Raw genomic sequence first — 25,166 nt, forward strand, 5'->3', positions numbered from 1 at the left:
CCATCCGCAGATCCGCCCCAAAACGCAACGCCTGCTCACGCATCTGATCCATCAACTCCGGACCCGTGATCCCGTCACGAAACCCCGGGAAATTCTCCACCTCAGTCGTCGTCATCAACGCCCCACCAAACGACGTCCCCTCAAACACCACCGGCGCCAACTGCGCCCGCGCCGCATACAACGCCGCGGTATACCCAGCAGGACCCGAACCAATAACGACCACATCGTGGACATCGGAAGCGCTCATAAGCGGCCACACTACTGCGAATCCGCGAAGCGCCGGGCCCAATCCCTCTGGCCGCCAAGGCATAGACGTGAAGCAGCGCACACAACGCGCGGTTGTGCCTTCACAACACATGACCTCTACTGACGCCGCCCTAACTGGTGCACCATGGAAATCGCGACCCGTGGATCCAACGACGAACTCCGCGGGTGCCTACAGACCCAACATCATCGCGATGCCGCGGCCCGACAGCCCGCCCTGGGGCCGCAAACCGCTCACAATGCGCCGCCGCGAGGAACGAGAACGCCATGACCACCGCACGTCCCGTCAAGACCCGCAACGACGGTCAGTGGGCGCTGGGCGATCGCGAGCCGCTCAACCACGCCGAGCAGTTCAAAAGCGACGACGCGCCGCTGAACGTGCGCGACCGGATCATCAACATCTACGCCAAAGAGGGCTTCGACAGCATCGCCAAGGACGACCTGCGCGGCCGGTTCCGCTGGATGGGGCTTTATACCCAGCGCGAGCAGGGCTACGACGGCAGCTGGACCGGTGACGAGAACACCGACAAGATCGAAGCCAAGTACTTCATGATGCGGGTCCGCTCCGACGGCAAGGCGATGACCGCGCACACGATGCGCATCCTGGGCCAGATCTCCACCGAATTCGCCCGCGACACCGCCGACATCAGCGACCGGGAGAACCTGCAGCTGCACTGGGTCCGCATCGAGGACGTCCCCGAGATCTGGCGCCGGCTCGAATCGGTGGGCCTGCAGACCACCGAGGCCTGCGGTGACTGCCCCCGTGGCATCCACGGGTCGCCGCTGGCCGGCGATTCGCTCGACGAGATCCTCGACCCCTCGCCCGCCATCGACGAGATCGTCCGGCGCTCGTTGAACAACCCCGAGTACGCCAACTTGCCGCGCAAGTACAAGACCGCGGTCTCCGGCTTGCAGGACGTCTCCCACGAAACCCACGACATCGCGTTCGTCGGCGTCAACCATCCCGATCACGGCCCCGGCCTGGACCTGTGGGTGGGCGGAGGCCTGTCGACCAATCCGATGCTGGCCCAGCGCCTCGGCGTGTGGGTGCCTCTGGACGAGGTCGCCGACGTCTGGGAGGGCGTCACCCGATTGTTCCGCGATTACGGCTACCGGCGGCTGCGCGCCAAGGCCCGGCTGAAGTTCCTGGTCAAGGACTGGGGTGTGGAGAAATTCCGTGAAGTTCTCGAACAGGAATACCTCAACCGTCGCCTGATCGATGGACCGGCGCCCGCGCCGGTCAAGCACACCATCGACCACGTCGGGGTGCAGCGGATCAAGAACGGGCTCAACGCCGTCGGCGTCGCGCCGATCGTCGGTCGGGTGACGGGTAGCACCCTGTCGGCGGTCGCCGATCTGATGGAGAAGGCCGGCTCGGACCGGGCGCGGTGGACCCCCTTCCAGAAGCTGGTCATCCTCGACGTCGCCGACGACAAGGTCGACGAACTCGTCGCGGGCCTGGACGCGCTGGGCCTGCCGTCACGGCCGTCCTCGTGGCGCAAGAACACCATGGCGTGCACCGGGATCGAGTACTGCAAGCTGTCGTTCGCCGAAACCCGGGTGCGGGCACAGACTCTGGTGCCCGAGCTGGAGCAGCGACTGGCCGACGTCGACTCCAGGCTCAACCTGCCGATCAGCGTGCACCTCAACGGATGCCCCAACTCGTGCGCCCGAATCCAGGTGGCCGACATCGGTTTCAAGGGCCAGTGGATCGACGACGGCGACGGCAATTCGGTCGAGGGCTTCCAGGTGCACCTCGGCGGCGGCCTGGGCGAGCAGAGCGGCTTCGGCCGGAAACTGCGCCAGCACAAGGTCACCAGCGCCGAACTGGGCGACTACATCGACCGGGTGACGCGCAAGTACCTCGACGGCCGCCAGGAAGACGAGACGTTCGCCTCCTGGGCGCTGCGCGCCGACGAGGACGAATTGCGCTGAGGCCCAGATGAATACGCTCGTACTCACCGCCCACGGCAGCCGCGATCCCCGATCGGGCGCCAATGCCGAAGCCGTGGCCGACCGGCTCTCGCGGATGCGGCCGGATCTCGATGTGCGGCTGGCGTTCCTCGAGCTGAACACCCCGAACTTCGTCGACGTGCTCGCCGGGCTGCCGGACAGCCGCCGCGCGGTGGTCGCCCCGTTCCTGCTGGCTAGCGCCTATCACGCGCGCCTGGACATTCCCCAACAGATCGCCGATGCCGGGGCGCACGGCATCCGGCAGGCCGACGTGCTCGGCGAGGACGATCGGCTGGTGTCGGTGCTGCGCGAACGCCTGGCCGAGGTCGAGGTCTCCCCACTCGATGACGATCTGGGCGTCATGGTCGTCGCGATCGGCTCGTCGAACCGCGCCGCCAATGCGCGCACCGCGAAGGTGGCGGCCAGGCTGGCCGCCGGAACCCACTGGGCCGCGGCCACAACCGCATTCGCCACGCGGCCCGAGGCATCGGTGGCCCGCGCCGCCGACCAGTTGCGCCGCCGCGGTGCGCGCCGGCTGGTCATCGCGCCGTGGTTCCTGGCACCGGGCTTCATCACCGATGGGGTATCAAAGTTCGCCCGCGACAACGCCATTCCGATGGCGGCACCGCTGGGGGCCCACCGGCTGGTGGCCGAGACCGTGCTGGACCGCTACGACGAGGCGCTGGCCGACGACGCCGCGGCCTAACCCTTCAAAGCCGCAGTGCGGCTGGTGATGTGGCTGAGCAGGTCGCGGATTGCGCCGGGCGGCGGCGTCCGTCCGCCGATCCAGATCGCCCGAAACTTGCGCCGCAGATCCAACTTCGGGATGTTGACCGCGTAGAGCCGGCCGTCGGCCAGGTCGTCGGCCACCGCCAGCCGGCTCATGGTGGCCGGGCCCGCGCCGGCCAGCACGGCGGCGCGCATGGCCGCCGCGGAGGTCAGCTCCAGCACGGGGGTGGCCTGCTGCATGTCCTCACCCAGAACTTTGCGCAATGCCGCCGTCAGCGAATCGCGGATGCCCGAATGGGGTTCGCGCGCCACCAACGGCGTCTGCGCGAGTTCGCGTGCGGTCACCACCCGCGACCGTCGCGCCCACTTGTGGTTGGGCGGCACCACGATCACCAGCTCGTCCTCCCCCACCACGCAACTGCCCAAACCCTTTGGTGTGCCTGGGTTTTCGACGAATCCGAGATCGGCGGTGCCGTCGCGAACCGACGCGATGGCGTGGTCGCTGTTGGTGGCGGTCAGGATCACCTGAGGCGCCGTGTCGCCGCGGCGCGCCGCCTCGGTCTGCAGGGACAGCAGCCAGTGCGGCATGAGTTGTTCGGAGATGGTCTGGCTGGCCGCCACCCGGATGCGTTCGCGCCCCTCCTTGCGCAGCGAACCCAGCCCCGCGTCGACCTCGTTGGCCACTTCGAGCAGGCGGGTCGCCCAATCCGCGACGATCGCGCCGGCCGGCGTCAGTTGCGAGCCGCGCGTCGTGCGCACGGCCAGCGTGACGCCGATCTGGGCCTCCATGGTGGCGAGCCGGCGGGAGATGGCCTGCTGGGTCAGCCCGAGTTCGCGTGCGGCCCGGCCGAGGCTGCCGGTCTCGGCGATCGCCAGAAACGCCTCGAACGAGGCGAGGTCGGGCAGCCGGGGGCTGAGGGGCATGGGCGGCAGCTCACAATCAAATCGTGTGACACAACTATAGCTTGTGACACCACAACGCCACACCTCTACTCACGCCCGGCCCGAGCCGCAACGATGGGATGCATGAGCCCCGCCGCCCGCCAGGTTCAGACCCCGCAGCCTGGGTCCCGCTCTTTTGCGGGCCGCCGATCGCTTCAACCAAGAGGCCGGTAGCCCGCGCGGGCGCCATCGCGCTAAATTAGCCAGCCTGGCCGTGTTTTGACGGCTCGCACCCGGCTGACCCGCTCGCCAGAAGGAAGGACAACAACCGTGGCCTACGTGATCGCCGAACCCTGTGTGGACATCAAAGACAAGGCGTGCATCGAGGAGTGCCCCGTCGACTGCATCTACGAGGGCGCGCGGATGCTCTACATCCACCCCGACGAGTGCGTCGACTGCGGTGCCTGCGAGCCGGTGTGCCCGGTCGAGTCCATCTTCTACGAAGACGACCTGCCCGACGAGCACAGCCAATACCTGCAGATCAACGCCGATTTCTTCACCGAGCTCGGCTCGCCCGGCGGCGCGGCGAAGGTCGGGCTGACCGAGAACGACCCCGCCCCGGTCAAGGAGCTGGAGAGCAGAGCCGAGGCGTCGTAGCCGTAGCTAGTCCCAGCCGGAGAGGCCGAACGTATCGCTCGGTCGCCGCCCCGAAAGCTTCTGCACCACCCACTGGTTCATCGAGACCTGCTGTTCGGCGGCTTCGATGGCGAGCCGGCTGTGCAGTTCCGGGGAGGTCCTGACGACGATCGTGCCGCTGTAACGGCGGTCGGCCATCGGGGTCGGGACTGTCTCGCCGGTCGACAACATGATTTCGACGTGCCGGTCGACGGCCGTCTCGATTTCGCCGATGGCCTCTTGCGCGGTCGGCGCTTCGCGCCGCATGAACGGCAGTTCGAGGCAGGAGCCGACGTATTGGCCGTGGTACGGCGACCACGCGATGCGGTAGGTGTAGTGGTTCACGCCGGGTTGGTAGCACGGGCGCTAGCGGTTTTGCGAGTCACGTATCCCCAGCGGAGAGGCGGCGGGACCCGGTTGGAGAGGCGACGGCGGGGCATGGGTGGAGGCGGCGGCGGGCGGCCCTCTCCAAAGCCACAAAGCCCGTCCCGAATCAGCTAGCACATCCGCTAGCGAATCCGAGAGTCACGTAAGGTGAGGCAATGCGGAGAGCGAGAATCAGCCACGTCATCCGGCAAATCGGGTCGGCCGCCGTCACCACCGTGACCGCCGCATCCACCCTCAACGCCTACCGGCCCCTGGCGCGCGGCGGATTCCCGTCGCTGTACTCCTGGATGTTCGGCCTCGTCGTCACCGAGTTACCGCTGCAGACCCTGCTGAGCCAACTCGCGGGCCTGGCGCTGACCGGTCGTCGCCTGAACCGGCCGCTGCGCATCGTCGCCTGGGTCGTCGCCGGCCTCTCGGCCCTCGGCCTGCTGAACCTCAGCCGCGCGGGCCATCGGGCCAACGTCCCGCTGACCGAGGCGTTGGACAGCGGGCTGGGGCCCGATCGGCTCACCGAGTCGAAAGGCCTGTGGCGCCGGCCCGCCGGCGGCGGCACCGCCAAGACGCCGGGACTGGTCAGGATGTTGCGGATCTACCGCGACTACGCCCATGACTCCGACATCAGCTACGGCGAATACGGCAGCGCCAACCACCTCGACATCTGGCGACGCCCCGACCTCGACCCGGCCGGCAAGGCTCCGGTGCTCTTCCAGATCCCGGGCGGCGCCTGGACGACGGGAAACAAACGCGGACAAGCACATCCGTTGATGAGCCACCTCGCCGAGCTGGGCTGGGTCTGCGTGGCGATCAACTACCGGCACAGCCCGCGCAACACCTGGCCCGATCACATCGTCGACGTCAAGCGCGCCCTCGCCTGGGTCAAAGAGCACATCGCCGAATACGGCGGCGACCCGGACTTCGTCGTCATCACCGGCGGATCGGCCGGCGGTCACCTGTCGGCGCTGGCCGCGCTGACGCCGAATGACCCGCAGTTCCAGCCGGGGTTCGAAGACGCCGACACCCGCGTGCAGGCGGCGGTGCCGTTCTACGGCATCTACGACTTCACCCGGTTAGACAAGACGCTGCATCCGATGATGCCGGGGCTGCTGATCAAGTCGATCATCAAGCAGAAGCCGTCGACGCACCTGCAGACGTTCGAGGCCGCGTCGCCGGTCAACCACGTCAACCCCGACGCTCCCCCGTTCTTCGTCCTGCACGGCCGCAACGATTCGCTGGCCTACGTCGAGCAGGCCCGCGCGTTCGTCGAGCAACTGCGCAAGTCCAGCACGCAACCGGTGGTCTACGCCGAATTGCCATTCACCCAACACGCTTTCGACATCTTCGGCTCGGTCCGCGCCGCGCACACCGCGGTGGCCGTCGAGCAATTCCTCACCGAGATCTACGCGGCGCACCTTGGGGCCGATGTGCTTGCGGCGCCGGAGGTTTCGTAGCCGCTACGCCTTGGGGCGCACGCCCGCCGCCCGGTACACGAACACCGGGTCCACCGCAACCCGCAGCGTGGTCGTCGGCAGGGCGTGCAGCACCTCGTCGGGGATCTTCGTCTTGTAGTTGAGCCTCATCGAGCCGCTGAAGGCCGTGTCGACTCCGTGCAGGTCGATCTCGAGCCCAAGGCCCTTGTTGGTGACGGCGGCCCGCGCCGGCCCCGTGTCGCTGTCCCAGGGACAGTCGATGGAGCGCAGGTTCGCGTCGCCGCGGGCGGGAAAGGTGGCGACGATGCGGGCCGCGCTGAACGCGAACCCGCCCGAGTAGCGGGAGACCCCGGAGGCCGAATACACGCCGGGCACATGGCCACTGAAGTGCCGGACCACCCCGACCCGCCCGGCGCTGAAGATGATCCCCTCGGCTTCGAGTTCCTCGCGCAGCGCGGCGGGCAGCTGGCCGATTTGGGTCAGATTGCGAAGAAATCCGAACACGACCAGACCGTAGCCCGACGACAGCGAAGCCCGCAGCCTTATTGCACGGTCACGGTCAGCGTGTAGGTGCACGCGGGTTTGGCGTCCTTGCCCACGAAGCTCGTGTAGGCCGTGCGCACGGTGGTGGTCCCCGGTTTCAGCGCGGTGAACGTCCACACCTCGGTGCCCGGCGCCCCCAGGGCGTCCGAGGCCGGCTGCTCGAACTCGTGACTGAGCTGCTTGATGATCGACGAGTCGCCGATCTTGGTGTCGGGGTTCCACCGGTAGGGCGTCGTGTAGTTCGAACCCAGCTGCACGACCAGGGTATTGCCGACGGCGAGGGTGACGGTCTGGCTGATCTCGCTCTGCGTCAGCACGTCGGCCATGGGGACCTGGAGCGTTTTGGTCGACGGCGGATTCCTGGACGCGAAGTGGCACCCGACCAGCGTCGACAACATGAGCACGGCGACTGTTACCAGCAGCCTGACCTTCACCAGATCCCCTTTCGGTGTCGCTCCGGAGCCTAATAGGTCTGATCCAGACCGAAGATAGGCGACGAGGACGTCGTGTGTGGCGTCCGGCAGGATGGGCTGGTGTTTGGCCTCGAACTGATCGTTGCCCTGGTCTCCGCCGTCATCGTCGGCACGGTCGTCGGCCGCCGCTACCGGGTGGGACCCCCGGTCCTGCTGATCTTGATGGGCGTGCTGCTCGGCCTGGTTCCCCACTTGGGCCAGATCCACGTGAACGGCGAAGTGGTGTTGCTGCTCTTCCTTCCCGCGATCCTCTATTGGGAAGGCCTGAACACCAGCTTCCGCGAGATCCGGGCCAACGCGCGCATCATCGTCTTTCTCAGCGTCGTCCTGGTGATCGCCACCGCGGTCGCGGTGTCGTGGACGGCGCGGGCGCTGGGCATGAATCCGCACGCGGCCGGCGTCCTGGGCGCCGTGCTGTCCCCCACCGACGCGGCCGCGGTGGCCGGTCTGGCCAAGAAGCTGCCGCGCCGGTCGCTGACCGTGCTCAAGGCCGAGAGTCTGATCAACGACGGCACCGCCCTGGTGTTGTTCGCCGTCAGCGTCAACGTCGCGATCGGTGGGTCGGCGATCAGCCCGCCCGAGGTGACTGCCCGGTTCATCGGCTCCTACCTCGGGGGCATCGCAGCCGGATTGCTGGTCGGTGGCGCGGTGACGCTGTTGCGCAAGCGAATCGACGCGCCCCAGGAGGAAGGGGCCTTGAGCCTGGTGACGCCCTTCGCGGCCTTCCTGCTGGCTCAATCGATGGACTGCAGCGGAGTGGTCGCGGTGATGGTTTCGGCCCTGGTCCTGGCCTACGCCGGTCCCGTGGTGATCCGGGCCCGCTCGAGGCTGCAGTCGTCGGCGTTCTGGGACATCGCGACGTTCCTGCTCAACGGCTCGCTCTGGGTGTTCGTCGGCGTCCAGATCCCGGCTGCGCTGCGCGGGATCGCCGGCGTCGACGGCGGCATCCGCCACGCGCTGTTCGTCGCGCTGGTCGTGACCGGCGTCGTGATCGTGTCCCGCATCTTCTGGGGAGAGATCACCACGCTGCTGATCCGCCTCGTCGACCGCCGCGAGGTGCAACGCGAGCGTCGCGTCAACTGGCGCCAGCGGTTCGTCACCGTCTGGGCGGGATTCCGCGGCGCGGTCTCGCTCGCCGCCGCGGTGGCGGTGCCAACGACGACGCTGAGCGGCGCCCCGTTCCCCGACCGCAGCCTGCTGATCTTCATCGTCACCGTCGTCATCCTGGTGACCGTGCTGGTGCAGGGCAGCACGCTGCCCGCCGTGGTCCGGTGGGCGAACATGCCCGAAGACGCCACCCACGCCCAGGAACTGCAACTGGCTCGTTGCCGCGGATCCCAGGCCGCCCTCGCCGCCCTGCCCGCGGTCGCCGACGAGGTCGGCATCAGCGACGAGCTGAGGCGGCGCCTGCAGAAGGAATACGAGGAGAAGGCCGCGCTGGTCCTGGCCACCGAGGACGGTTCGCCGGACACCCGCATCCTCAAGGGCCGCGAGAAGGTCCGCCGGGTGCGGCTGGGGGTGCTCGAACACAAGCGCCGCGAGATCACCGCGCTGCGCAACCAGAACCTCATCGACGACATCGTGCTGCGCGAGTTGCAAAACGAGATGGATCTCGAAGAGGTGCAGCTTCTCGCCGCCGCGATCGACGACGGCGACGAGGAGGAATAAGGCCCGTCGGTGGCCGACCGTACAGTCGGCCCCATGCTGCACACCGTCGCCATCCGCGGCTATCGCTCGCTGCGCGAGGTGATCCTGCCGCTGGGTCGGTTGTCGGTGATCACCGGCGCCAACGGCACCGGCAAGTCGTCGCTATATCGCGCGCTGCGGCTGCTGGCCGATTGCGGCCGCGGTGAGGTGATCGGGTCGCTGGCCCGCGAGGGCGGCCTGCAATCGGTGCTGTGGGCCGGGCCCGAGCAGCCGGCCGGCGCGCGACGCGCCGGGAAAAGCCAGGGCACCGTGCGCACTCGGCCCGTGTCCCTCGAAATGGGTTTCGCCGCTGACGATTTCGGCTATCTGGTGGATCTGGGCCTGCCGCAGTCTGCCGGGAAGTCGGTGTTCGCCCGCGATCCGGAGATCAAACGCGAAGTGCTGTTCGCCGGCCCGGTGCTGCGGCCCAGCACGACACTGGTGCGACGGTCGCGCGTGTACGCCGAGGCCAGCGCGCAGTCCGGCAGCGGTTTCGACGAGTTGTCCCGAGCCCTGGCGTCGTATCACAGCGTGCTCGCCGAATACGCCCATCCGCACGCGCTTCCCGAGCTGGCGGCCGTGCGAGAACGGTTGCGCGGCTGGCGCTTCTACGACGGCTTCCGCGTCGACGCGGGGGCGCCCGCGCGGCACCCGCAGGTGGGCACCCGCACCCGGGTGCTCTCCGACGACGGCAGCGACCTCGCCGCCGCGATCCAGACGATCCTCGAATCGGGATTCGACGACCTGAGCCGGGCGGTCGCCGAGGCGTTCGACGGCGCCACCGTCTCGGTGGCCATCAATGACGGGCTGTTCGACCTGCAGTTGCGCCAGCGCGGCATGCTGCGCGCGCTGCGCGCCGCCGAGTTATCCGATGGCACACTGCGTTTCCTGCTGTGGGCCGCCGCGCTGTTGAGCCCACAACCGCCGTCGCTGATGGTGCTCAACGAACCGGAAACGTCGTTGCACCCCGACCTGGTGGCCCCGCTGGCCTCGCTGATCCGCACCACGGCGGCGAAGACTCAGGTCGTCGTGGTCACCCACTCCCGCGCGCTGCTGGAATTTCTCGATACGGCTCCGCTGGGCGAGGGCTCCGACGGCGACGCCGTCGAAATCGAGCTGTACAAGGACTGGGGCGAAACACGCATCAGCGGCCAGACCCTGACCAGCACGCCCCGCTGGGATTGGGGCACGCGCTAGTCTCGGCGCCTTCGCGGCATTCGAAACTTGCCCGTTAGGCAATCTTGCCCGCCGGGCAAGTTTGGCGTAGGTTGAGCGCTGTGACCGGACTCCGCGAGCGCAAGAAGGCCGATACCCGGCGCGCGCTCAGTGATGCGGCGTTACAGCTGGCTTTCGAGCGCGGCCTGGAAAACGTGACACGCGAGGACGTCGCCAACATGGCGGGCGTCTCGCTGCGCACGTTCAACAACTACTTCAGCGGGAAGTACGAGGCGCTGGCCTATCGCCAAGCCGAACGCATGCGTCGCAGCGTCGACGCGCTGCGGGAGCGGCCCGCCGACGAACCGCTCTGGACGGCGCTCACCCATGCCGTGCTGCAACCCCTGGAGGCCGACTTCGGCGACATGCACGGCGACGAGAACCGCGTCCCCAGCCGCCAAGAACTCGTCGAGGTCCGCAAGCTCGTCATGCGCCCCCAGGTGCGGAACTCGGTGCCGCACAATCTCTTCGACGAGTTGCTCCAGGTGATCGCCGAACGCACGGGGACCGACCCCGACCACGACCTGTACCCACGGTTGGTGATGGCCGTGGTGCGCGCGGTCGGCGACGCCGCCGCCGACGCCTACGTGCGCGCCGATCCGCCGGTGGCCATCACCGCACTGATCCGCGAGGGCTTCGCCGCCGTCAGCGCGGGCCTACCCGAACCCACCAGAAAGAAGGCACGCCATGGCTGACGAACACGCCGAGGTCGTCATCGTCGGCGCCGGGCCCAACGGGCTGCTGGCGGCCTGCGAATTGGCGCTGGCCGGCGTCAGGCCGGTCGTGTTAGACGCCCTGCCCGGTCCCAGCGCCGAGCCGAAGGCCAATGGCATTGTCGGACAGATCATTCGGCTGCTCGACATGCGCGGGCTATATCAGGACTTCACCGGTGACGACGCGCCGCCCCGACCGAACCCCGGATGGATTTTCGCGGCGATGGGGCTGAACTTCTCCGAGGTGCCCGACAACCCGATGTATGTGCTGGCCATGCAGCAGCCCCGGCTGGTGCGGCTGCTGGAAAAGCGGGCGCGCGACCTCGGGGTGGACCTGCGCTGGGGCCACGCCCTCGTCGGCCTCGAGCAGAGCGCGGAATCCGTTGCGCTGATGGTTTCTTCGCCCGAGCGCGATTACTCCATCGCCGCCGGCTACGCCGTGGGCGCCGACGGCGGTCGCAGCCTGGTCCGCAAGACCCTGGGCATCGACTTTCCCGGCGTCACCTCGCCGATGATCGCCCGCCTCGCGCATGTGCACGTGCCCGACGAGTTCCACCGGCCCCACAGTTGTATCGAGGTCCCGGGTTTCGGCCTGCTCCCCTTCGGCCACAGCCGCTTTGACCGTGGCGGCATCATCTATGCCGAGTTCGAGCCGGGGCGGTCCCTGCTCGGGACCCTCGAATTCGGCCCGCCGGTGCCCGACGTGCCGATGAGCCTGACCGAGCTGCGCGAAAGCGCGCGCCGCGTTCTGGGTGTGGACATCCCGTTCGAGGCACCGAAAGACGATGGGCCGCACGCCCTTCGCCGAATCAACGGCCAGAACACCCGGCATGCCGAGCGCTACCGCGACGGCCGGGTGCTGCTGCTCGGAGACGCCGCGCACGTGCACAGCCCGCTCGGTGGCCCGGGCTTGAACCTAGGCCTGCAGGACACGATGAACCTGGGCTGGAAGCTGGCGGCCGAGATCAACGGCACTGCGCCGGCGGGACTGCTGGACACCTACCAGTCCGAGCGCTACCCGGTGGGTCAGCGGGTGATGATGCACTCGCTGGCGCAGATCGCCCTCATGGCACCGGGACCCGAAGTCGCCGCGCTGCGGGCGCTGGTGGGTGAGCTGGTCACGTTCCCCGACACCCAGAAGCACATGGCGGCGCTGCTGGCCGGCGCCGACGTCGGGTACGACGTGGGTGACGATCATCGGCTGTCGGGGTGGCTCGTGCCCGACCTGACCCTCGACGACGGCCGGCGCGTCGCCGAGCTGCTGCGCGATGCGCGCCCGGTGCTGCTCGACCTCGACGGAGCTGTCGCCGACACCGCGCGTGGGTGGGCCGATCGTGTCGACACCGTCAGCGCGAGCATCGCCGAGCGGCCCGCCGCCGCACTGCTGGTCCGCCCGGACGGGTATGTCGCGTGGGCCGCCGACGAATTCGGGGCGGCCGAAGAGGCGGCCCTGACGGCGGCGCTGCAACGCTGGTTCGGGCCGCCGACGAGCAGATAACGCCGCACGCAAGCGAAGTTCACGCAGTGTTCAGGCACGCGTCGGTCCCGCATTGATGAGTGCACACGCGCGCCGCGTGTCCTCACGTTATGCGCGTTGTACAGGTCGCCAATTTCTATGGCCCTCGCTCCGGCGGCCTTCGCACCGCGATCGACCGGCTGGGCGCGGAGTATTGCGCCGGCGGGCATGAAGTCTTTTTGATCGTCCCCGGCCAGCGCGCCGAACGCGCCCAGCTGTACACCGGCGTCGTGCGAATCACCTTGCCCGCCCGCCTGATTCCGTTCACCGGCGGTTACCGCGCGGTGCTGCCGGGCCCGGTCAAGGCGCTCCTGGCGTCGCTGCGGCCCGACGCGGTGGAGGTCTCGGACCGCCTCACGTTGCGGTCGCTGGGCCGTTGGGGCCGCGACTACGGCGCTACCACGGTGATGATCTCTCACGAGCGCCTGGATCGCCTTGTGGGACAGGTCCTTCCGCGCCGCGCCGCACGGCGATTCGCCGACCTCGCCAACGCGCGCACCGCCGCCAACTACGACACCGTGGTGTGCACCACCGGGTTTGCGCGCGAGGAATTCGACCGGATCGGCGCGGATAACACCGTCACGGTGCCGCTCGGCGTGGACTTGCAGACCTTTCATCCGAACCGCCACTCCCATGCGGTGCGTGGGCGCTGGGCCGCGCCGACGCAGATGCTGCTGGTGCATTGCGGGCGGCTGTCGGTGGAAAAGCGCGTCGATCGCAGCATCGACGCGCTGGGCGCGTTATGCCACGCCGGTGTCGATGCGCGGCTGGTGGTGGTGGGCGAGGGTCCGTTGCGGGCCAGGCTGGAGCGCCAGGCCGCCCGGCTGCCGATCGACTTCACCGGTTTCGTCTCCGATCGCAGCACCGTGGCGCAGCTGCTCGCGTCCGCTGACGTGACACTGGCACCGGGGCCGCATGAGACGTTCGGGCTGGCCGCGCTGGAGTCGCTGGCGTGTGGAACGCCCGCCGTGGTCTCCCGGACGTCGGCGCTCACCGAGATCATCACCCCGGACAGCGGGGCGTCGGCCGACAACGACCCCTCCGCCATCGCAAAAGCGGTCAGCGCCATCGCCAGTCGGCCCGAACGCGAGCGACGCATCTGCGCGCGACGCCGCGCCGAGGACTTCACCTGGCACCGCGCCGCGGCCGGCATGCTCGCGTCGCTGGGGGCGCCGTCCTTCAACGACCCGCCCGGCCATTCCGAACAGACCGCCTAGCGTTTCGGAAGTCGGAGACCGCCCACGCCCCCGGGTCCGCCGGCGGTGCTGGCTAGGCTCGCTGGAGACCGAGGAGGAGGATCCGGTGGGAGCACGCTCTCAGGTATTGATCACCGCCGCCGAGTTGGCCGACATCATTTCGGCCGGCGAACCGGTGACCATTCTGGACGTGCGGTGGCGGGTCGACGATCCCGACGGGCGCGGGGCCTACCTGGACGGACACATTCCGGGCGCGGTGTACGTCTCGCTCGACGACGAGCTCAGCGACCACACGGTGTCCGGTCGCGGCCGTCACCCGTTGCCGTCGGGCCGCGCGCTGGAGGCCGCCGCACGCCGGTGGGGAATCCCCCAGGGCGGATCGGTAGTGGTGTATGACGACTGGAACCGCGCCGGTTCCGCACGGGCATGGTGGGTGCTGACCGCGGCCGGGATCGACAATGTCCGCATTCTGGACGGCGGCCTGGCCGCGTGGAGCTCGGCCGGGCACGGACTCGAGACCGGTCCGGTCGATCCGGTCCCCGGGAATGTGACTGTGCCGCAGGATGATCTGTATGCGGGACGCCGGTCCACGCTGACGGCCGAGCGAGTCGCCGAGGGCGGCGTGACGCTGCTCGATGCGCGGGCACCGGAACGCTACCGCGGCGACGTGGAACCCCTCGATCCCGTCGCCGGCCACATCCCGGGTGCGAAGAATCTGCCCAGCGGTTCGGTCCTCGCGGCCGATGGCACCTTTCTGGGCGACGATGCACTGGCACAACTGTTGTCCGAGCACGCGATCGAACGTCCCGACCCGGTGGCCGCCTACTGCGGGTCGGGCGTCACCGCGACGGTCACCATCGCCGCGCTGGCCGCGATGGGTCGAGAGGCCGCCTTGTATCCGGGGTCGTGGTCGGAGTGGAGCTCCGATCCCGACCACCCGGTGGGGCGTGGCGGCGCGTAGCCGCCTTGCGTCGCCCGGGGACCATGAGGAGACTTTCCAAAGCGCTGGCACATGCGCTAGCGGATCTGCGAGCTAGAATTCGGCCCGGCATGAATCCGCTTGGGAAGTCCACGCAATGACCGGCCGCCTCGACGGCAAGGTCGCGATCATCACGGGCGCCAGTACCGGCCTGGGCCCGGTGCTGGGCTCGCTGTTCGTCCGTGAAGGCGCCACGGTGTTGTTGGCCGCCCGACGGGAAGAGCTGGTGCACGCGGCCGCCCGCGCGGCCGGTCCCGGCGCCATCGCCATGCGCGCCGACGTGACCGATGAAGATGACGTCGCGGCCATGGTGGCGCGGGCGGTCGACGAGTTCGGTCACGTCGACATTTTGTGCAACAACGCCGCTGCGCCCGGCCAGGACCGCTGGATCTGGGAGCAGACGCTGGACAACTGGAACGCCACCTTCGCCATCGACGTCACCGCCGCGATGCTGTGCACCCGCGAGGTACTCAACCGCTCGATGCTGGCGCGCCGCAGCGGCGCGATCCTGAACTTCTCGTCCACGGTCAGTTACTCCGGGATGGTCCGCAAAACGCACTACGTCACCGCCAAGGCCTCGCTGCGGGCGTTCACCAAGGCCGTGGCGCTCGAGGTCGGCCCGCACGGCATCCGGTGCAATTGCATCGTGCCCGGGGCCATCGACACCGAGCTGTGGCGCAACTGGCTACAACGCACAGCGAACGAACAAGGCGTCGACGTCGAAGCCGTTCGCGCGAAGCAACTCAAAGGCGTTGCCCTGCAAGATATCTCCTCGACTGACGATGTCGCAAATCTGGCGTTGTTCCTCGCCAGCGACGAAAGCCGCACCATCACGGTCCAGTCGATCCCCGTCGACGCCGGGGGGTACATGCAGGGATGAGCGGGTCCGTCAAACTGTCGGTCGCCACCCCGGTGGTGACGATGTTTCCAAAGAGCAGCGGCGACTGGGAGAAACACGCCACCATCGAGGACCTGGCCGAGATCGCCGAGGCCGCGGACCAACTCGGCTACCACCACCTCACCTGCAGCGAGCACATCGCGCTGCCCGCGGCCGAGCGGGACCGCCGCGGCACCCGCTACTGGGATCCACTGGCCACCTTCGGTTACCTGGCCGCCCGCACGCGACGAATCCGGTTGGCCACCAACGTGCTGGTGCTCGCCTATCACCATCCGCTCGAGATCGCCAAGCGCTACGGCACCCTGGACCAGATCAGCGGCGGGAGACTGATTCTGGGGGTTGGCGTCGGCAGCCTCAAGGAGGAATTCGATCTGATCGGCGCACCCTTCGACGACCGCGGCCCTCGCGCGGACGACGCCCTGCGGGCGTTGCGCGCGTCTCTGTCGGTCGCCGAACCCGCGTACGACGGCGACTTCTATTCGTTCGGCGGCATGGTCGTCGATCCGTGCGCGGCGCAAGAGCGCGTGCCCCTCTGGATCGGCGGGCGGACGCTTCGATCGCTGCGCCGCGCGGTAACGCTGGCCGACGGTTGGGCCCCGTTCAACGTGACCCTGGCGCAGGCCCGGGACTGGTTGGGACGCTTCGAGATTCGCCCTGGCTTCGAGGTCGTCCTGCCCACCCCCGAACTGCTGGATCCCATCGGCGAGCCGGAGCGGGCCCGCGACCTGCTCGGCGAGACCGCCGCCCACGGCGCGACCATCGTCAGCGCCGCCTTCCGCCACACCTCGTTGCGGCACTACCTGGACAGCCTGCAGGCCCTCGCCGAACTGCACCCGCCCACCGGGGGCTTTGCCTAATGCGGGTCAAGGCAGGCATATTCAGTCTCACCGCCGCGGCACCGGCCGATGACGACGGCAGTTATCTGCGTTGGCACCTGTTGGACCACATGCCCGAGCAATACCAACTGCCGGGCATCGTGCAAGGGTTACGCTGGATCGCCGACGGCGATTACCCCGACCATCGCATCGCGTCCGAGGGACCGCTGGGCGAGATCGGCAACGCGGTGCAGTATCTCGTCACCGACCCCGTCGAGAAGACCTTCGACGACTTCGTCACCCTCGGCCGCGCCCTGCGCGACAACGGCCGCTTTCCGGTCGTCAGGCCGTCACTGCAAGTGGCCGGCCTGCGTCTGCTGCAGTGGCGATCGTCGCCACACGCGCTTGTCTCCCCCGATGTGGTGCCGTTCCGCCCGCACCGCGGCATCCTGCTGATCGTTGAAGAACCCACCGACGGCCGGCCGGACGACTGGCTGCAGTGGTTGCATGCCGAGCACTATCCGGCGCTGCTGGCGACGCCGGGCACGGCCGGCGCGTGGACGTTCGGTTCCAGCGCCGGGTGGAGCCACCTGCCCCGGGGCTGGCGAACCGATCACCAGTACATCACCGTCGTCTACCTCGACGAGGATCCGCTGACCACGACCGAGGCGTTGGCCCCCATCATCGAAGAGCGTTGGCGTTCAACGGCGGTGCGGCCGGTGTTCGCCGGGCCGCTGCGCAGCATGATCAGCTGGGACGCCTGGCCGTAGGCCGCCGCCATCGTTTATGAGGCGCAGCAGGTGCTGTCCGATTGCTCCGTGGGTCCGAACGTGTCGGAATCGGCCTTCACCGTATAGATCTCCCACCGTTCACCGCCCGGACCGCTCACCCACACCTTTTCTTGGGTTGCGAAGCAACACGTAGTGTCGATCTCTTCGTCGGTCAGCAGGCCGGCCTGGGCGAGGCGGCCGCTCTCGGCGTGTACGGCGTCGCTGGACGCGACCTCGACGCCGAGGTGGTTGAGGGTGCCACCCTGGCCGGGGTTTTCCAGCAACACCAATTTCAGCGGCGGCTGGTCGACCACGAAGTTGGCGTAGCCGGGTCTGACCTTCGCGGGCTCGACATCGAAAAGCTTGGTGTAGAACGCGATCGCCTCGTCGATGTTGTCGACGTTCAGGGCGAGTTGAACACGCGGCATGGCTATCTTCCTTTCGCGGTGGGCATTTCGATCGTCATCGTTGTCCCGAGCAGTTCTTCGATGAGCGCACGGACGTGCTCGGCGATGTCATCGCGAATGGCCCGCACGGTCTCTATCGACTGGCCGGCGGGGTCGTGCAGTTGCCAGTCGCGATACGAGACGCCCGGGAAGTAAGGGCAGGAATCGCCGCAGCCCATCGTGATCACGAGGTCACTGCTGTGCACCGCGTCGGCGGTGAGAATTTTCGGGACGTCGGTGAGGTCAATGCCCCACTCGGTCATCACCGCCACCGCGGCCGGATTGATCTGATCGGCGGGCTCCGTTCCGGCGGAGCGGACTTCGATGCGGTCGCCGGTCAAATGACGTAGCAGCGCGGCGGCCATCTGCGAACGACCGGCGTTGTGCACGCAGACGAACAGAACGCTAGGTCTCTGGCCGGCGTCACCAAAGAGCCGCGGCCGCAGGGCCAGCGAGACGTACACGAGCGCGACGAGGATCGGGACTTCGATAAGCGGTCCGACCACACCGGCCAGGGCCTGACCGGACGCTGTGCCGTAGGTGGCGATCGCCACCGCGATCGCCAGTTCGAAGTTGTTGCCGGCGGCGGTGAATGCCAGGGTGGTGGTGCGGGCGTATCCGAGTCGCAGGAGGATTCCCAACCCGTATCCACCGGCCCACATGATGGCGAAGTACACCAGCAACGGCAGCGCGATCCGGGCCACATCCCAAGGCCGGGAGGTGATCTGGTGACCTTGCAGCGCGAAAAGGATGACGATGGTGAACAGCAAACCGTAGAGCGCCCACGGCCCGATCCGGGGCAGAAAACGACTCTCATACCAGTCGCGGCCTCTGGCGCGCTCACCGAGGCGCCGCGACAGGTATCCGGCGAGCAGCGGAATGCCCAGGAAGATGAGCACGGATTTCGCGATCCGCCAGGCGGATACGTCGATGCCGGTCGTGCTCAACCCCAGCCACCCGGGCAGCACCGCCAGGTAGAACCAGCCCAGGGCGGCGAACATGACGACCTGGAAGATCGAATTCAGCGCGACCAGAACCGCGGCGGCTTCCCGGTCCCCGCACGCGAGGTCGTTCCAGATGATGACCATGGCGATGCAGCGCGCCAAACCCACGATGATCAGCCCGGTGCGGTACTCCGGCAGATCCGGCAGCAACAGCCAGGCCAGGGCGAACATCACCGCGGGCCCGATCAGCCAGTTCAGCACCACCGACGCCATCATGAGTTTGCGGTCGCCGGTGACGCCGTCGAGCTGGTCGTAGCGCACCTTGGCCAGCACCGGGTACATCATCACCAGCAGGCCGATCGCGATGGGCAACGAGATGCCGTCGACCTCAACGGCGCTGACCGCCCGCCCCACGCCCGGGACCAACCGGCCGAGCAGTAGCCCCGCGACCATGGCGAGCGCGATCCATCCCGGCAGGAATCGATCCAGCGTCGAAAGCCGCGAGCCCACCGGCGTGTCGATCCTCGTCTCGCTCATGATTCACATTCCGCGACAACGCGTGCGTCGGCACTCAACACCGACGAAAGTTGTTGCAACGCACGGGGAACAACCCAGTAATACACCCACGTGCCGCGGCGTTCGCAGTCCAAGAGGCCCGCCGACCGCAACGTCTTCAAATGGTGGGAGATCGTCGGCTGTGACACGTCGAATGTCTGGGAAATCTCGCAGACGCAGGCCTGGCCGCCGGGGTGGCTGGCGACCAGGCTCAACAGTCGCAGCCGCACCGGATCGCTGAGCGCCTTGAACATCGCCGCCAGCTCAGCGGCTTGCGGCTCGGCCAACGCGGCCGCCCCCAGCGCCGGGCAGCACCCCGTCATCGATTGATTCGGCATTGATCTATATAAACACATATCGAATCAACGCGCCAGTGGTGGAGTTTTTCCCGTGCTCCGGCCTTAGTCAGGCAGGGGAAACGAACGAGACCTATAGTCCTCGTGTCGACCTAGCCCAAGGGGGTGCCATGACCACATCCGGCAAGCGCCGCAGCCGGCGGTGGGTCGTTCGCGCGGGCGCCGCGCTCGGCCTGGTGGCGTTGGGGGCCGCCGTGCCGGCCTGTTCATCGACGCATCCGGCGGCCGCCCCGAGCTCGGGGCCGCGCTTGGCGAGCACGACCGTCATGATCGACGGGAACAAGCACACGATGATCGCCGCCGTGGACTGCACGCGGTCGGCGGCCCAACCGAGCGCGTCTCCCCCGGAATCGGGCGACCTCACCACCCGGATCAGCGTGCACGATGACTCCGCGTCGGTGTCGCTCGCGGTCTCCGACGAGCAACCGCCCACCGTCGATGGGTTCGCCATCTCGCTCAAGCTGGACAACGGCCAATACCAATTGCCTTACCAGGGAACCAAATCACCGAATCAGGTCCAAGCGACCAAGGACGCCAAGAGCTACACCGTGACCGGGACGGGCCAGGCGACTACACCCGGCCAAAGTGGTTTGCGCGACGTCACATTCGGCATCCACGTGACGTGCCCGTAGGCGGGTAGTTGTCTGTCGCGACCGCCTCTGCGATGCTGACAGCTTGGACATCTTCGAGCAGTGGCAGGACGGCGGCACCGAGCTGCGATGGCGCTCGACGACCGCGGCCAACGACGGCGCGGAAGTCGCGGTGTTCACCCGCCGTTACGGCATTCCCGGCGCGCCCGCATTGGTGTTGGTGCACGGGTTTCCGACCAGCAGTATCGACTATTTCGCGTTGGCCGGTGAGCTGAGCGCGGAGTTCGACATCTACCTGCTGGACTTTCCCGGCTACGGGCTCTCCGACAAACCCCCCGAGCCGTACGTGTACTCGCTCTACGACGACGCGCGCCTGCTCGTCCATGCGATCACTGAGGTATGGGGACTCAGTGACTACCGCATGCTGACCCATGACCGCGGCAGCAGCGTCGGCATGATCGCGGTCGGCATGCTGGCCGCCCTCGATCCACGGACCGCACCCGAAGACCTGATCCTGACCAACGCCAACATCTACCTTCCGCTGTCCAATCTCACCGCGTTCCAGACCGCGCTGCTCGACCCCGCGACCGCGCGCGCCACCGCGGCGGCGACGACGCCGGAGATGCTGGCGGCCGGCATGGGCGCAAGCACGTTCATGCCGCGGCGCACACTGGACGACCCGGAGATCGCCGCCCTGGCGAAATGCTTTGCGCACAACGACGGAGTCCGGGTGCTGCCCGACACCATTCAATACCTGCACGAGCGCGCCGCCGACGAAACCGGTTGGCTGGAAGCGCTTTCCACCAGTGACGTGAACACGACGGTGGTGTGGGGCGTCCACGACAACGTGGCACCGTTGCGGGTCCCCAACCATGTCTGGCAGACGTATCTGAGGAACAAGCCGGGCCGCAACCGCTACTGGGTGATCCCGGGCGCCGACCACTACCCGCAGTGCGACGCCCCAGGGCAACTAGCCCAGATCGTGCGCCTCACCGCCCGAGGCGAGGAGATTCCGCTGCAGACGTTGGGAAGCCAGCCCGACGGCGCGGTGTTGGTCGACCAAAGCGCCTCGTAGTCACGCCGAGCGTGAAACTAACGTCACGTTGGGCGCCGAGCGTGAAACTAACGTCACGCTCGGCGAAAGGGGCCGCGAGCCACCGGCCTATCGCGTGACGACGGGCAGGCGCGCCCACCCGCGCACGCTCGCGGTGTGCGCCCGCTGGGCGTTCGCATAGTCGACTTCCCAGTCCGGCCAACGCTTCAGCACTTCCTCGAAGGCCACCCGCGCTTCCAGCCGTGCCAGTGCCGAGCCCAAGCAGAAATGCAGGCCCTGGCCGAAGCTGAGATGGCTTCCGCGGCGGTGGATGTCGTAGCGATCGGCATCCGGGAAGTGGCTTTCGTCGCGGTTGGCCGACGCGTTCAGCAGCAGCATGAACGACCCCTCGGGCACCACGCGCCCATAGTGTTTGGCGTCGCGCGCGACGTAGCGGGCCTGCACCGGTGACGGCGGCTCGTAGCGCAGCGTCTCCTCGATCGCCCCTGGGATCAGCGACGGATCCGCAACCAGTTCGCGGCGTTGATCCGGGTGGTCCGACAACAGCTGGCCCATGAAACCGATGAGACGAGCGGTGGTTTCGTTGCCGGCACCGGCGATCATCGCCGTGTACGACAGCACCTCGGTCCGCGACAGGGGGCGGCGCGTGCCGTCCGGTTCGTCGATCTCGGCCCGCAGCAGTTCGGTCATCAGGTCGTCGGAGGGATGATCGGCGCGCCATTCGATGTACTCGGCAAACAGGGCAATGGAATTCGCGAAGACGTTGGCGTCGACCGCGGCCGGGTCGCCGTCCCTGGACAATTCGATGTTGGCGACGCTGCGGTCTCGGATCTTTTCCTGATCGGCTTCGGGAATGCCCAGCAGGTACCCGATGGTCCGCATCGGCATCATCGCGCCGAGATCCGCGATGAAGTCGAAGCCGCTCCCGCCGACCAGCGGGTCCAGTTCGCGGATACAGAACCCACGCACGAGATCCTCCACCGCCAACATGCGCCGGGGCGTGAAGACGCGGGACAGCAGTTTGCGGTGCAGGTCGTGCAGCGGCGGATCCTCGAACAGCAGAATGCCCGGTGGCACTTCGATGTTCGCGAACAGGATGTCGGCGGTGGTGCCCTTGCCGGAGCGGTAGGTCTCCCAGTTCGGCAGCTCGCGCACCACGTCGTCGTATCGACTCAGCGCGTAGAAGTTGTACTTTTCGTTGTAGTACAACGGCGCTTCTTCGCGCATCCGCTTCCACACCGGGTAGGGATTCGAGTCGATCTCGACATCGAATGGGTCGTAATACAACTCGATGGCGCTGGGGCTGGTCATTGTCGAATGCCTATCTCAGTCGTTGCGGTGCAAGAAGCCATGCAAGAGTGCTTGGACGAGTTCCTCAACGATCACCTCCCGCGGCGGTGGATCGTTGCCAAAGTAGGTCGAACGCAGCGCGGCCATGCCGGCGATCATCGACACCGTCGAGTGGGCAGGCAGGTCGGGGTGATCGGACCGCAACCCCCGCAATTGCATGCCTTCGACGCTGATCTGACCCAGCACCGTGACCGCCCGGCGGATCTCCGCGATGCCGGCGTCGGTCTTTTCCTCGTCGCTGAGGCTCTCGGCGGCCATCAGGGTCAACAGCAAGCCCTGATGGTCGACGAACACGTCGTAGAGCTTCGAGACGAACAACCGAGTCAGCTCCTGCTCGTCGGTCTCCTCGGGAACCACCGACTGCCAGGTCTGGCCGAAGTCGTCGACGAAGCTCACGAAGGGCACGACGAGCGCTTCGCGGAACAGCGCGGCCTTCGAACCGAAGTTGCGGAACAGCAGGTGTTCGGTGACGCCGGCGGCCTGGGCGATTTCACGTGTCGTGGTGCTGCGATAGTCCCGGCCGGCGAAGAGTTCCCGGGCGGCGTCGAGCAGCAGCCGGCGCGGCTCGCCACGGGGACGACGCGCCACCGTGGCCGGCGTCGGCTGCTTAATTGCTCGCTGGGGCACCGATGTCCACTCCTCGAACGACCTTGGGGATAGTATCCACTATCTAGATAGGATAGTATGCACTACCTTAAAGGCGAAACCATCGGAAGGGCGACACCGTGGGCGCTGTCATCATGCTCGGCACGCTGTTCGGCCTGATCCTCCTCATATTCGGCCTGGTGCTCCGCTTCGACCCCGAGGCGCGGCGCGCGCCGAGCGACGAGGGCCGCCGGTGAACGCCGAAATGACGCCGGCGATGGCGGGGGTGCAGTACTTCTCCTACGCCGCGAGCATCGCGTTCCTGATCATCGGGATCTACCTGAGCTTCCGGCGCCGCCGCATCCATCCGCTGTTACTGCTCGGCATTTCGGCGATCTCGTTCTCCTGGATCGAATCACCCTACGACTGGGCGATGTACGCACAGTTTCCGCCCGCGCTGCCCCGCATGCCGTCCTGGTGGCCCTTGAACGTGACGTGGGGCGGGTTGCCGTTGGCGGTGCCCATCGGTTACGTCTCCTACTTCATCATTCCCGCGGTGACCGGGGCCGCCCTCGGACGATGGCTGAGCGCAAAGTTCAACTGGCGCAGGCCAATCACCCTGCTCGTGGTCGGCCTCCTCGTCGGTTTCTGCTGGGCATTGTTCTTCAACGCCTTCACCGGCGCCCAGCTCGGCAACTTCTATTACGGGTACGTGATTCCCGGCCTCGCGATCTTCGAGGGGACCAAGCACCAGTACCCGCTGTACGACTCGCTGGCCATGGGCATCCAGATGATGCTCTTCACGTATCTGCTCGGGCGCACCGATGCCGAAGGCCGCAACGTCATCGACATGTGGGCGGACAAGAGGTCCAAGAGCCGGGGCCAGTCTGCGGTGCTCTCCATCGTGGCCGTCATCGTCGTCGGACACCTGGTCTACGGTGCGGTCTTTGCGCCGCACCTCATCACGAAGCTGGGTGGCTACGTCACCGCGGGGCCCACGGAGCAGCTGTACCCGGGCGTCCCCAACCAACCCCAATAAGGCAGCGATCACATGGGTTACGAGAGCACCGCCGAGCCGATCAAGATCGGCTACCTGATGGACTTCCTACTGCCGGAAGGCTTTCCGCAAACGTACTTCGAGGACCTGACGCAACCCTTCGACCTGGTCTTCAAGAAGGGCGTCGAGCAGGGTTTGATCGATCGGCCGATCGAGATCATCTACCGCGAAGTCGAAGGCCTGCCCAAGGGGTCGGTCAAGGCGGTCATCGACGCCTACGGCGAGCTGTGCGACGAGGGCTGCCTGGCCGTCTTCGGCCCGAACATCGGCGACAACGTGATCCCGACCCGCGAAGCGATCGACGAGCGGTTCAAAGTTCCCTGCATCAGCGTGACGGGATCGGACGCGGCGCTGAGCGAATGGGTTTTCGCGTATCCGATGGGCTCGCACACCGACGAGCCGATCTTCTGGTCCGACCTGCTGGCCAAGGGTGGTCACACCGAGGTCGGCGTGCTGATCGAGCAATCCCTGGTCGGCGAGGCCTATCTGAAGAACTTCCGGGATGCGTGCCGGCGCAAGGGTATTCGTATCGTGGCCGAGGCGTCGATCGCCCAGACCGCCGGGGACGTCAGCGGCGCCGTGCAGGCACTTCACGACGCCAAAGCGCAGGCGATCGTGCACTGCGGATTCGGCTTCGGGATCGTGTTCGTCAACCCGGCGCTCGAGGCGCTGGGCTGGGATCCGCCCCGGTTCTGCGGTACCGCCTTCCAGAACGCCTGGCTCAACCCGATCATGTGGAAAGCCTTCATGGGCTGGACCGGCGTCGACCAGTACGACGAGGGCAACACGGTCGGGCAGGAATTCCTCGACGAGTACAACGAGGCCTACGGCCGGCGACCGGAATGGTGTGTGCCGGTGGTGAATCGGGACGTCGCGCACACGCTGCTACGGGCGCTCGCCGACGCCCACCCGTTGAGCCCGCGCGGGGTGAAGGAGGCGCTCGAACGCGTCAAGATGATGCCGGCCGCATCCGGCGCCCCGGGAACACGGGTGTCGTTCGGCAACTGGTCTCGCCGCGCCTGGATGGGGGCGGGCTATCTGGTGGCGCGGCGACTCGACGCCGACGGCGTCAACTCGCACCTCGTCGATCGCTTCAGCGAGGAATAGC

The 25,166-nt window shown here is 67.5% G+C and carries 27 protein-coding genes; 17 read left to right on the forward strand and 10 right to left on the reverse strand.

The features are described 5' to 3' along the window. On the reverse strand, window positions 1–247 hold a 247-nt coding region (locus DQP57_RS11410; RefSeq protein WP_114149384.1), incomplete at its 3' end, for an FAD-dependent oxidoreductase. A 284-nt stretch (window positions 248–531) separates the two neighbouring features. Here DQP57_RS11410 and DQP57_RS11415 point away from each other — a divergent pair. Both DQP57_RS11415 and DQP57_RS11420 read left to right on the forward strand, forming a co-directional pair. Beyond that, window positions 532–2,199 (forward strand): nitrite/sulfite reductase, encoded by a 1,668-nt coding sequence (locus DQP57_RS11415; protein WP_112633083.1) that lies wholly within the window; start codon window positions 532–534, stop codon window positions 2,197–2,199. Window positions 2,200–2,206: 7 nt separating this feature from the next. Continuing rightward, entirely contained in the window at window positions 2,207–2,923 is a 717-nt protein-coding gene (locus tag DQP57_RS11420; protein ID WP_112633084.1) for a sirohydrochlorin chelatase, read from the forward strand. On the opposite strand, the gene DQP57_RS11425 is transcribed toward DQP57_RS11420, so the two are convergent. Continuing rightward, entirely contained in the window at window positions 2,920–3,870 is a 951-nt protein-coding gene (locus DQP57_RS11425) for a LysR family transcriptional regulator (protein WP_112633085.1), read from the reverse strand. The genes DQP57_RS11420 and DQP57_RS11425 overlap by 4 nt on opposite strands. Before the next feature lie 288 nt (window positions 3,871–4,158). On the opposite strand from DQP57_RS11425, the gene fdxA reads away from it, so the two are divergent. Next, the gene (gene fdxA, locus DQP57_RS11430; RefSeq protein WP_066871453.1) at window positions 4,159–4,485 is read left to right on the forward strand and encodes a ferredoxin; all 327 of its coding nucleotides are present in this window, start codon (window positions 4,159–4,161) and stop codon (window positions 4,483–4,485) included. A 6-nt stretch (window positions 4,486–4,491) separates the two neighbouring features. Here the strand turns inward: fdxA and DQP57_RS11435 are convergent, their stop codons facing one another. Beyond that, a complete protein-coding gene (locus DQP57_RS11435) occupies window positions 4,492–4,848 on the reverse strand; it encodes a type II toxin-antitoxin system HicB family antitoxin (RefSeq protein ID WP_112633086.1) in 357 nt (118 codons plus the stop codon). A gap of 197 nt (window positions 4,849–5,045) precedes the next feature. Between DQP57_RS11435 and DQP57_RS11440 the strand changes: the two genes are divergently transcribed. Continuing rightward, a complete protein-coding gene (locus DQP57_RS11440; protein WP_112633087.1) occupies window positions 5,046–6,338 on the forward strand; it encodes an alpha/beta hydrolase in 1,293 nt (430 codons plus the stop codon). Between the two features lie 3 nt (window positions 6,339–6,341). On the opposite strand, the gene DQP57_RS11445 is transcribed toward DQP57_RS11440, so the two are convergent. Then, window positions 6,342–6,821, reverse strand: coding sequence for a hypothetical protein (locus DQP57_RS11445; RefSeq protein WP_112633088.1), 480 nt, complete (start codon window positions 6,819–6,821; stop codon window positions 6,342–6,344). Window positions 6,822–6,859: 38 nt separating this feature from the next. Then, entirely contained in the window at window positions 6,860–7,294 is a 435-nt protein-coding gene (locus DQP57_RS11450) for a protease inhibitor I42 family protein (protein WP_112633089.1), read from the reverse strand. 99 nt (window positions 7,295–7,393) lie between these two features. Between DQP57_RS11450 and DQP57_RS11455 the strand changes: the two genes are divergently transcribed. The 9 genes from DQP57_RS11455 to DQP57_RS11495 all read left to right on the forward strand — a co-directional run bounded on the left by DQP57_RS11455 (window position 7,394) and on the right by DQP57_RS11495 (window position 17,121). Then, on the forward strand, window positions 7,394–9,001 hold the full coding sequence (locus DQP57_RS11455; protein WP_112633145.1) for a Na+/H+ antiporter: 1,608 nt from the start codon (window positions 7,394–7,396) through the stop codon (window positions 8,999–9,001). 33 nt (window positions 9,002–9,034) lie between these two features. Next, window positions 9,035–10,216 (forward strand): AAA family ATPase, encoded by a 1,182-nt coding sequence (locus DQP57_RS11460; RefSeq protein ID WP_112633090.1) that lies wholly within the window; start codon window positions 9,035–9,037, stop codon window positions 10,214–10,216. A gap of 80 nt (window positions 10,217–10,296) precedes the next feature. Further along, a complete protein-coding gene (locus DQP57_RS11465) occupies window positions 10,297–10,929 on the forward strand; it encodes a TetR/AcrR family transcriptional regulator (RefSeq protein ID WP_112633091.1) in 633 nt (210 codons plus the stop codon). Next, window positions 10,922–12,445 (forward strand): FAD-dependent monooxygenase, encoded by a 1,524-nt coding sequence (locus tag DQP57_RS11470; RefSeq protein ID WP_112633092.1) that lies wholly within the window; start codon window positions 10,922–10,924, stop codon window positions 12,443–12,445. The genes DQP57_RS11465 and DQP57_RS11470 overlap by 8 nt, the downstream gene beginning before the upstream one ends. A gap of 89 nt (window positions 12,446–12,534) precedes the next feature. After that, window positions 12,535–13,680, forward strand: a complete 1,146-nt coding sequence (locus DQP57_RS11475) for a glycosyltransferase (protein WP_112633093.1) — start codon at window positions 12,535–12,537, stop codon at window positions 13,678–13,680. Between the two features lie 85 nt (window positions 13,681–13,765). Beyond that, window positions 13,766–14,620: a sulfurtransferase gene (locus DQP57_RS11480; RefSeq protein WP_112633094.1), complete on the forward strand. Its 855-nt coding sequence runs from the start codon at window positions 13,766–13,768 to the stop codon at window positions 14,618–14,620. A gap of 115 nt (window positions 14,621–14,735) precedes the next feature. Then, entirely contained in the window at window positions 14,736–15,518 is a 783-nt protein-coding gene (locus DQP57_RS11485) for an SDR family NAD(P)-dependent oxidoreductase (protein ID WP_112633095.1), read from the forward strand. Next, on the forward strand, window positions 15,515–16,393 hold the full coding sequence (locus tag DQP57_RS11490; protein ID WP_112633096.1) for a TIGR03619 family F420-dependent LLM class oxidoreductase: 879 nt from the start codon (window positions 15,515–15,517) through the stop codon (window positions 16,391–16,393). The genes DQP57_RS11485 and DQP57_RS11490 overlap by 4 nt, the downstream gene beginning before the upstream one ends. Next, window positions 16,393–17,121, forward strand: a complete 729-nt coding sequence (locus DQP57_RS11495) for a hypothetical protein (protein ID WP_112633097.1) — start codon at window positions 16,393–16,395, stop codon at window positions 17,119–17,121. The genes DQP57_RS11490 and DQP57_RS11495 overlap by 1 nt, the downstream gene beginning before the upstream one ends. Before the next feature lie 14 nt (window positions 17,122–17,135). Here the strand turns inward: DQP57_RS11495 and DQP57_RS11500 are convergent, their stop codons facing one another. Genes DQP57_RS11500 through DQP57_RS11510 form a run of 3 tightly spaced genes read right to left on the reverse strand, consistent with a single transcriptional unit; the run spans window position 17,136 to window position 19,404 of the window. Further along, window positions 17,136–17,549, reverse strand: coding sequence for an ArsI/CadI family heavy metal resistance metalloenzyme (locus tag DQP57_RS11500; RefSeq protein ID WP_112633098.1), 414 nt, complete (start codon window positions 17,547–17,549; stop codon window positions 17,136–17,138). A gap of 2 nt (window positions 17,550–17,551) precedes the next feature. Then, window positions 17,552–19,048 (reverse strand): ACR3 family arsenite efflux transporter, encoded by a 1,497-nt coding sequence (gene arsB / locus DQP57_RS11505; protein ID WP_112633099.1) that lies wholly within the window; start codon window positions 19,046–19,048, stop codon window positions 17,552–17,554. After that, complete coding sequence (locus DQP57_RS11510; protein WP_112633100.1) at window positions 19,045–19,404, reverse strand: ArsR/SmtB family transcription factor; 360 nt, start codon at window positions 19,402–19,404, stop codon at window positions 19,045–19,047. The genes arsB and DQP57_RS11510 overlap by 4 nt, the downstream gene beginning before the upstream one ends. A gap of 128 nt (window positions 19,405–19,532) precedes the next feature. Here DQP57_RS11510 and DQP57_RS11515 point away from each other — a divergent pair, with 128 nt between their 5' ends. After that, window positions 19,533–20,054 (forward strand): lipoprotein LpqH, encoded by a 522-nt coding sequence (locus tag DQP57_RS11515; RefSeq protein WP_112633101.1) that lies wholly within the window; start codon window positions 19,533–19,535, stop codon window positions 20,052–20,054. A 43-nt stretch (window positions 20,055–20,097) separates the two neighbouring features. After that, window positions 20,098–21,087 carry an alpha/beta fold hydrolase gene (locus DQP57_RS11520; protein ID WP_112633102.1) on the forward strand — a complete coding sequence of 330 codons (990 nt, stop codon included), beginning with the start codon at window positions 20,098–20,100 and terminating at the stop codon, window positions 21,085–21,087. Window positions 21,088–21,174: 87 nt separating this feature from the next. Here the strand turns inward: DQP57_RS11520 and DQP57_RS11525 are convergent, their stop codons facing one another. Beyond that, on the reverse strand, window positions 21,175–22,377 hold the full coding sequence (locus DQP57_RS11525; RefSeq protein ID WP_112633103.1) for a cytochrome P450: 1,203 nt from the start codon (window positions 22,375–22,377) through the stop codon (window positions 21,175–21,177). Window positions 22,378–22,392: 15 nt separating this feature from the next. Then, entirely contained in the window at window positions 22,393–23,043 is a 651-nt protein-coding gene (locus DQP57_RS11530) for a TetR/AcrR family transcriptional regulator (protein ID WP_112633104.1), read from the reverse strand. A 211-nt stretch (window positions 23,044–23,254) separates the two neighbouring features. On the opposite strand from DQP57_RS11530, the gene DQP57_RS11535 reads away from it, so the two are divergent. Further along, window positions 23,255–24,040, forward strand: a complete 786-nt coding sequence (locus DQP57_RS11535; RefSeq protein WP_112633105.1) for a spirocyclase AveC family protein — start codon at window positions 23,255–23,257, stop codon at window positions 24,038–24,040. A gap of 12 nt (window positions 24,041–24,052) precedes the next feature. Next, window positions 24,053–25,165: an ABC transporter substrate-binding protein gene (locus DQP57_RS11540; RefSeq protein ID WP_112633106.1), complete on the forward strand. Its 1,113-nt coding sequence runs from the start codon at window positions 24,053–24,055 to the stop codon at window positions 25,163–25,165. The last annotated feature ends 1 nt before the right edge of the window (window position 25,166 follow it).

This window comes from Mycobacterium colombiense (genome assembly GCF_003284935.1).
In the GTDB taxonomy this organism is placed as follows: Bacteria; Actinomycetota; Actinomycetes; order Mycobacteriales; family Mycobacteriaceae; genus Mycobacterium; species Mycobacterium arosiense_A.

Excerpts from the sequence above, each read along its gene's own strand:
- DQP57_RS11460 (WP_112633090.1), top strand. The coding sequence starts at position 9,035 with ATGCTGCACACCGTCGCCATCCGCGGCTATCGCTCGCTGCGCGAGGTG.
- DQP57_RS11475 (WP_112633093.1), top strand. The coding sequence starts at position 12,535 with ATGCGCGTTGTACAGGTCGCCAATTTCTATGGCCCTCGCTCCGGCGGC.
- DQP57_RS11540 (WP_112633106.1), top strand. The coding sequence starts at position 24,053 with ATGGGTTACGAGAGCACCGCCGAGCCGATCAAGATCGGCTACCTGATG.
- DQP57_RS11510 (WP_112633100.1), bottom strand. The coding sequence starts at position 19,404 with ATGCCGAATCAATCGATGACGGGGTGCTGCCCGGCGCTGGGGGCGGCC.
- DQP57_RS11495 (WP_112633097.1), top strand. The coding sequence starts at position 16,393 with ATGCGGGTCAAGGCAGGCATATTCAGTCTCACCGCCGCGGCACCGGCC.
- DQP57_RS11425 (WP_112633085.1), bottom strand. The coding sequence starts at position 3,870 with ATGCCCCTCAGCCCCCGGCTGCCCGACCTCGCCTCGTTCGAGGCGTTT.
- DQP57_RS11440 (WP_112633087.1), top strand. The coding sequence starts at position 5,046 with ATGCGGAGAGCGAGAATCAGCCACGTCATCCGGCAAATCGGGTCGGCC.
- DQP57_RS11485 (WP_112633095.1), top strand. The coding sequence starts at position 14,736 with ATGACCGGCCGCCTCGACGGCAAGGTCGCGATCATCACGGGCGCCAGT.
- DQP57_RS11525 (WP_112633103.1), bottom strand. The coding sequence starts at position 22,377 with ATGACCAGCCCCAGCGCCATCGAGTTGTATTACGACCCATTCGATGTC.
- arsB (WP_112633099.1), bottom strand. The coding sequence starts at position 19,048 with ATGAGCGAGACGAGGATCGACACGCCGGTGGGCTCGCGGCTTTCGACG.
- DQP57_RS11420 (WP_112633084.1), top strand. The coding sequence starts at position 2,207 with ATGAATACGCTCGTACTCACCGCCCACGGCAGCCGCGATCCCCGATCG.
- DQP57_RS11470 (WP_112633092.1), top strand. The coding sequence starts at position 10,922 with ATGGCTGACGAACACGCCGAGGTCGTCATCGTCGGCGCCGGGCCCAAC.
- DQP57_RS11490 (WP_112633096.1), top strand. The coding sequence starts at position 15,515 with ATGAGCGGGTCCGTCAAACTGTCGGTCGCCACCCCGGTGGTGACGATG.
- DQP57_RS11500 (WP_112633098.1), bottom strand. The coding sequence starts at position 17,549 with ATGCCGCGTGTTCAACTCGCCCTGAACGTCGACAACATCGACGAGGCG.
- DQP57_RS11415 (WP_112633083.1), top strand. The coding sequence starts at position 532 with ATGACCACCGCACGTCCCGTCAAGACCCGCAACGACGGTCAGTGGGCG.
- DQP57_RS11515 (WP_112633101.1), top strand. The coding sequence starts at position 19,533 with ATGACCACATCCGGCAAGCGCCGCAGCCGGCGGTGGGTCGTTCGCGCG.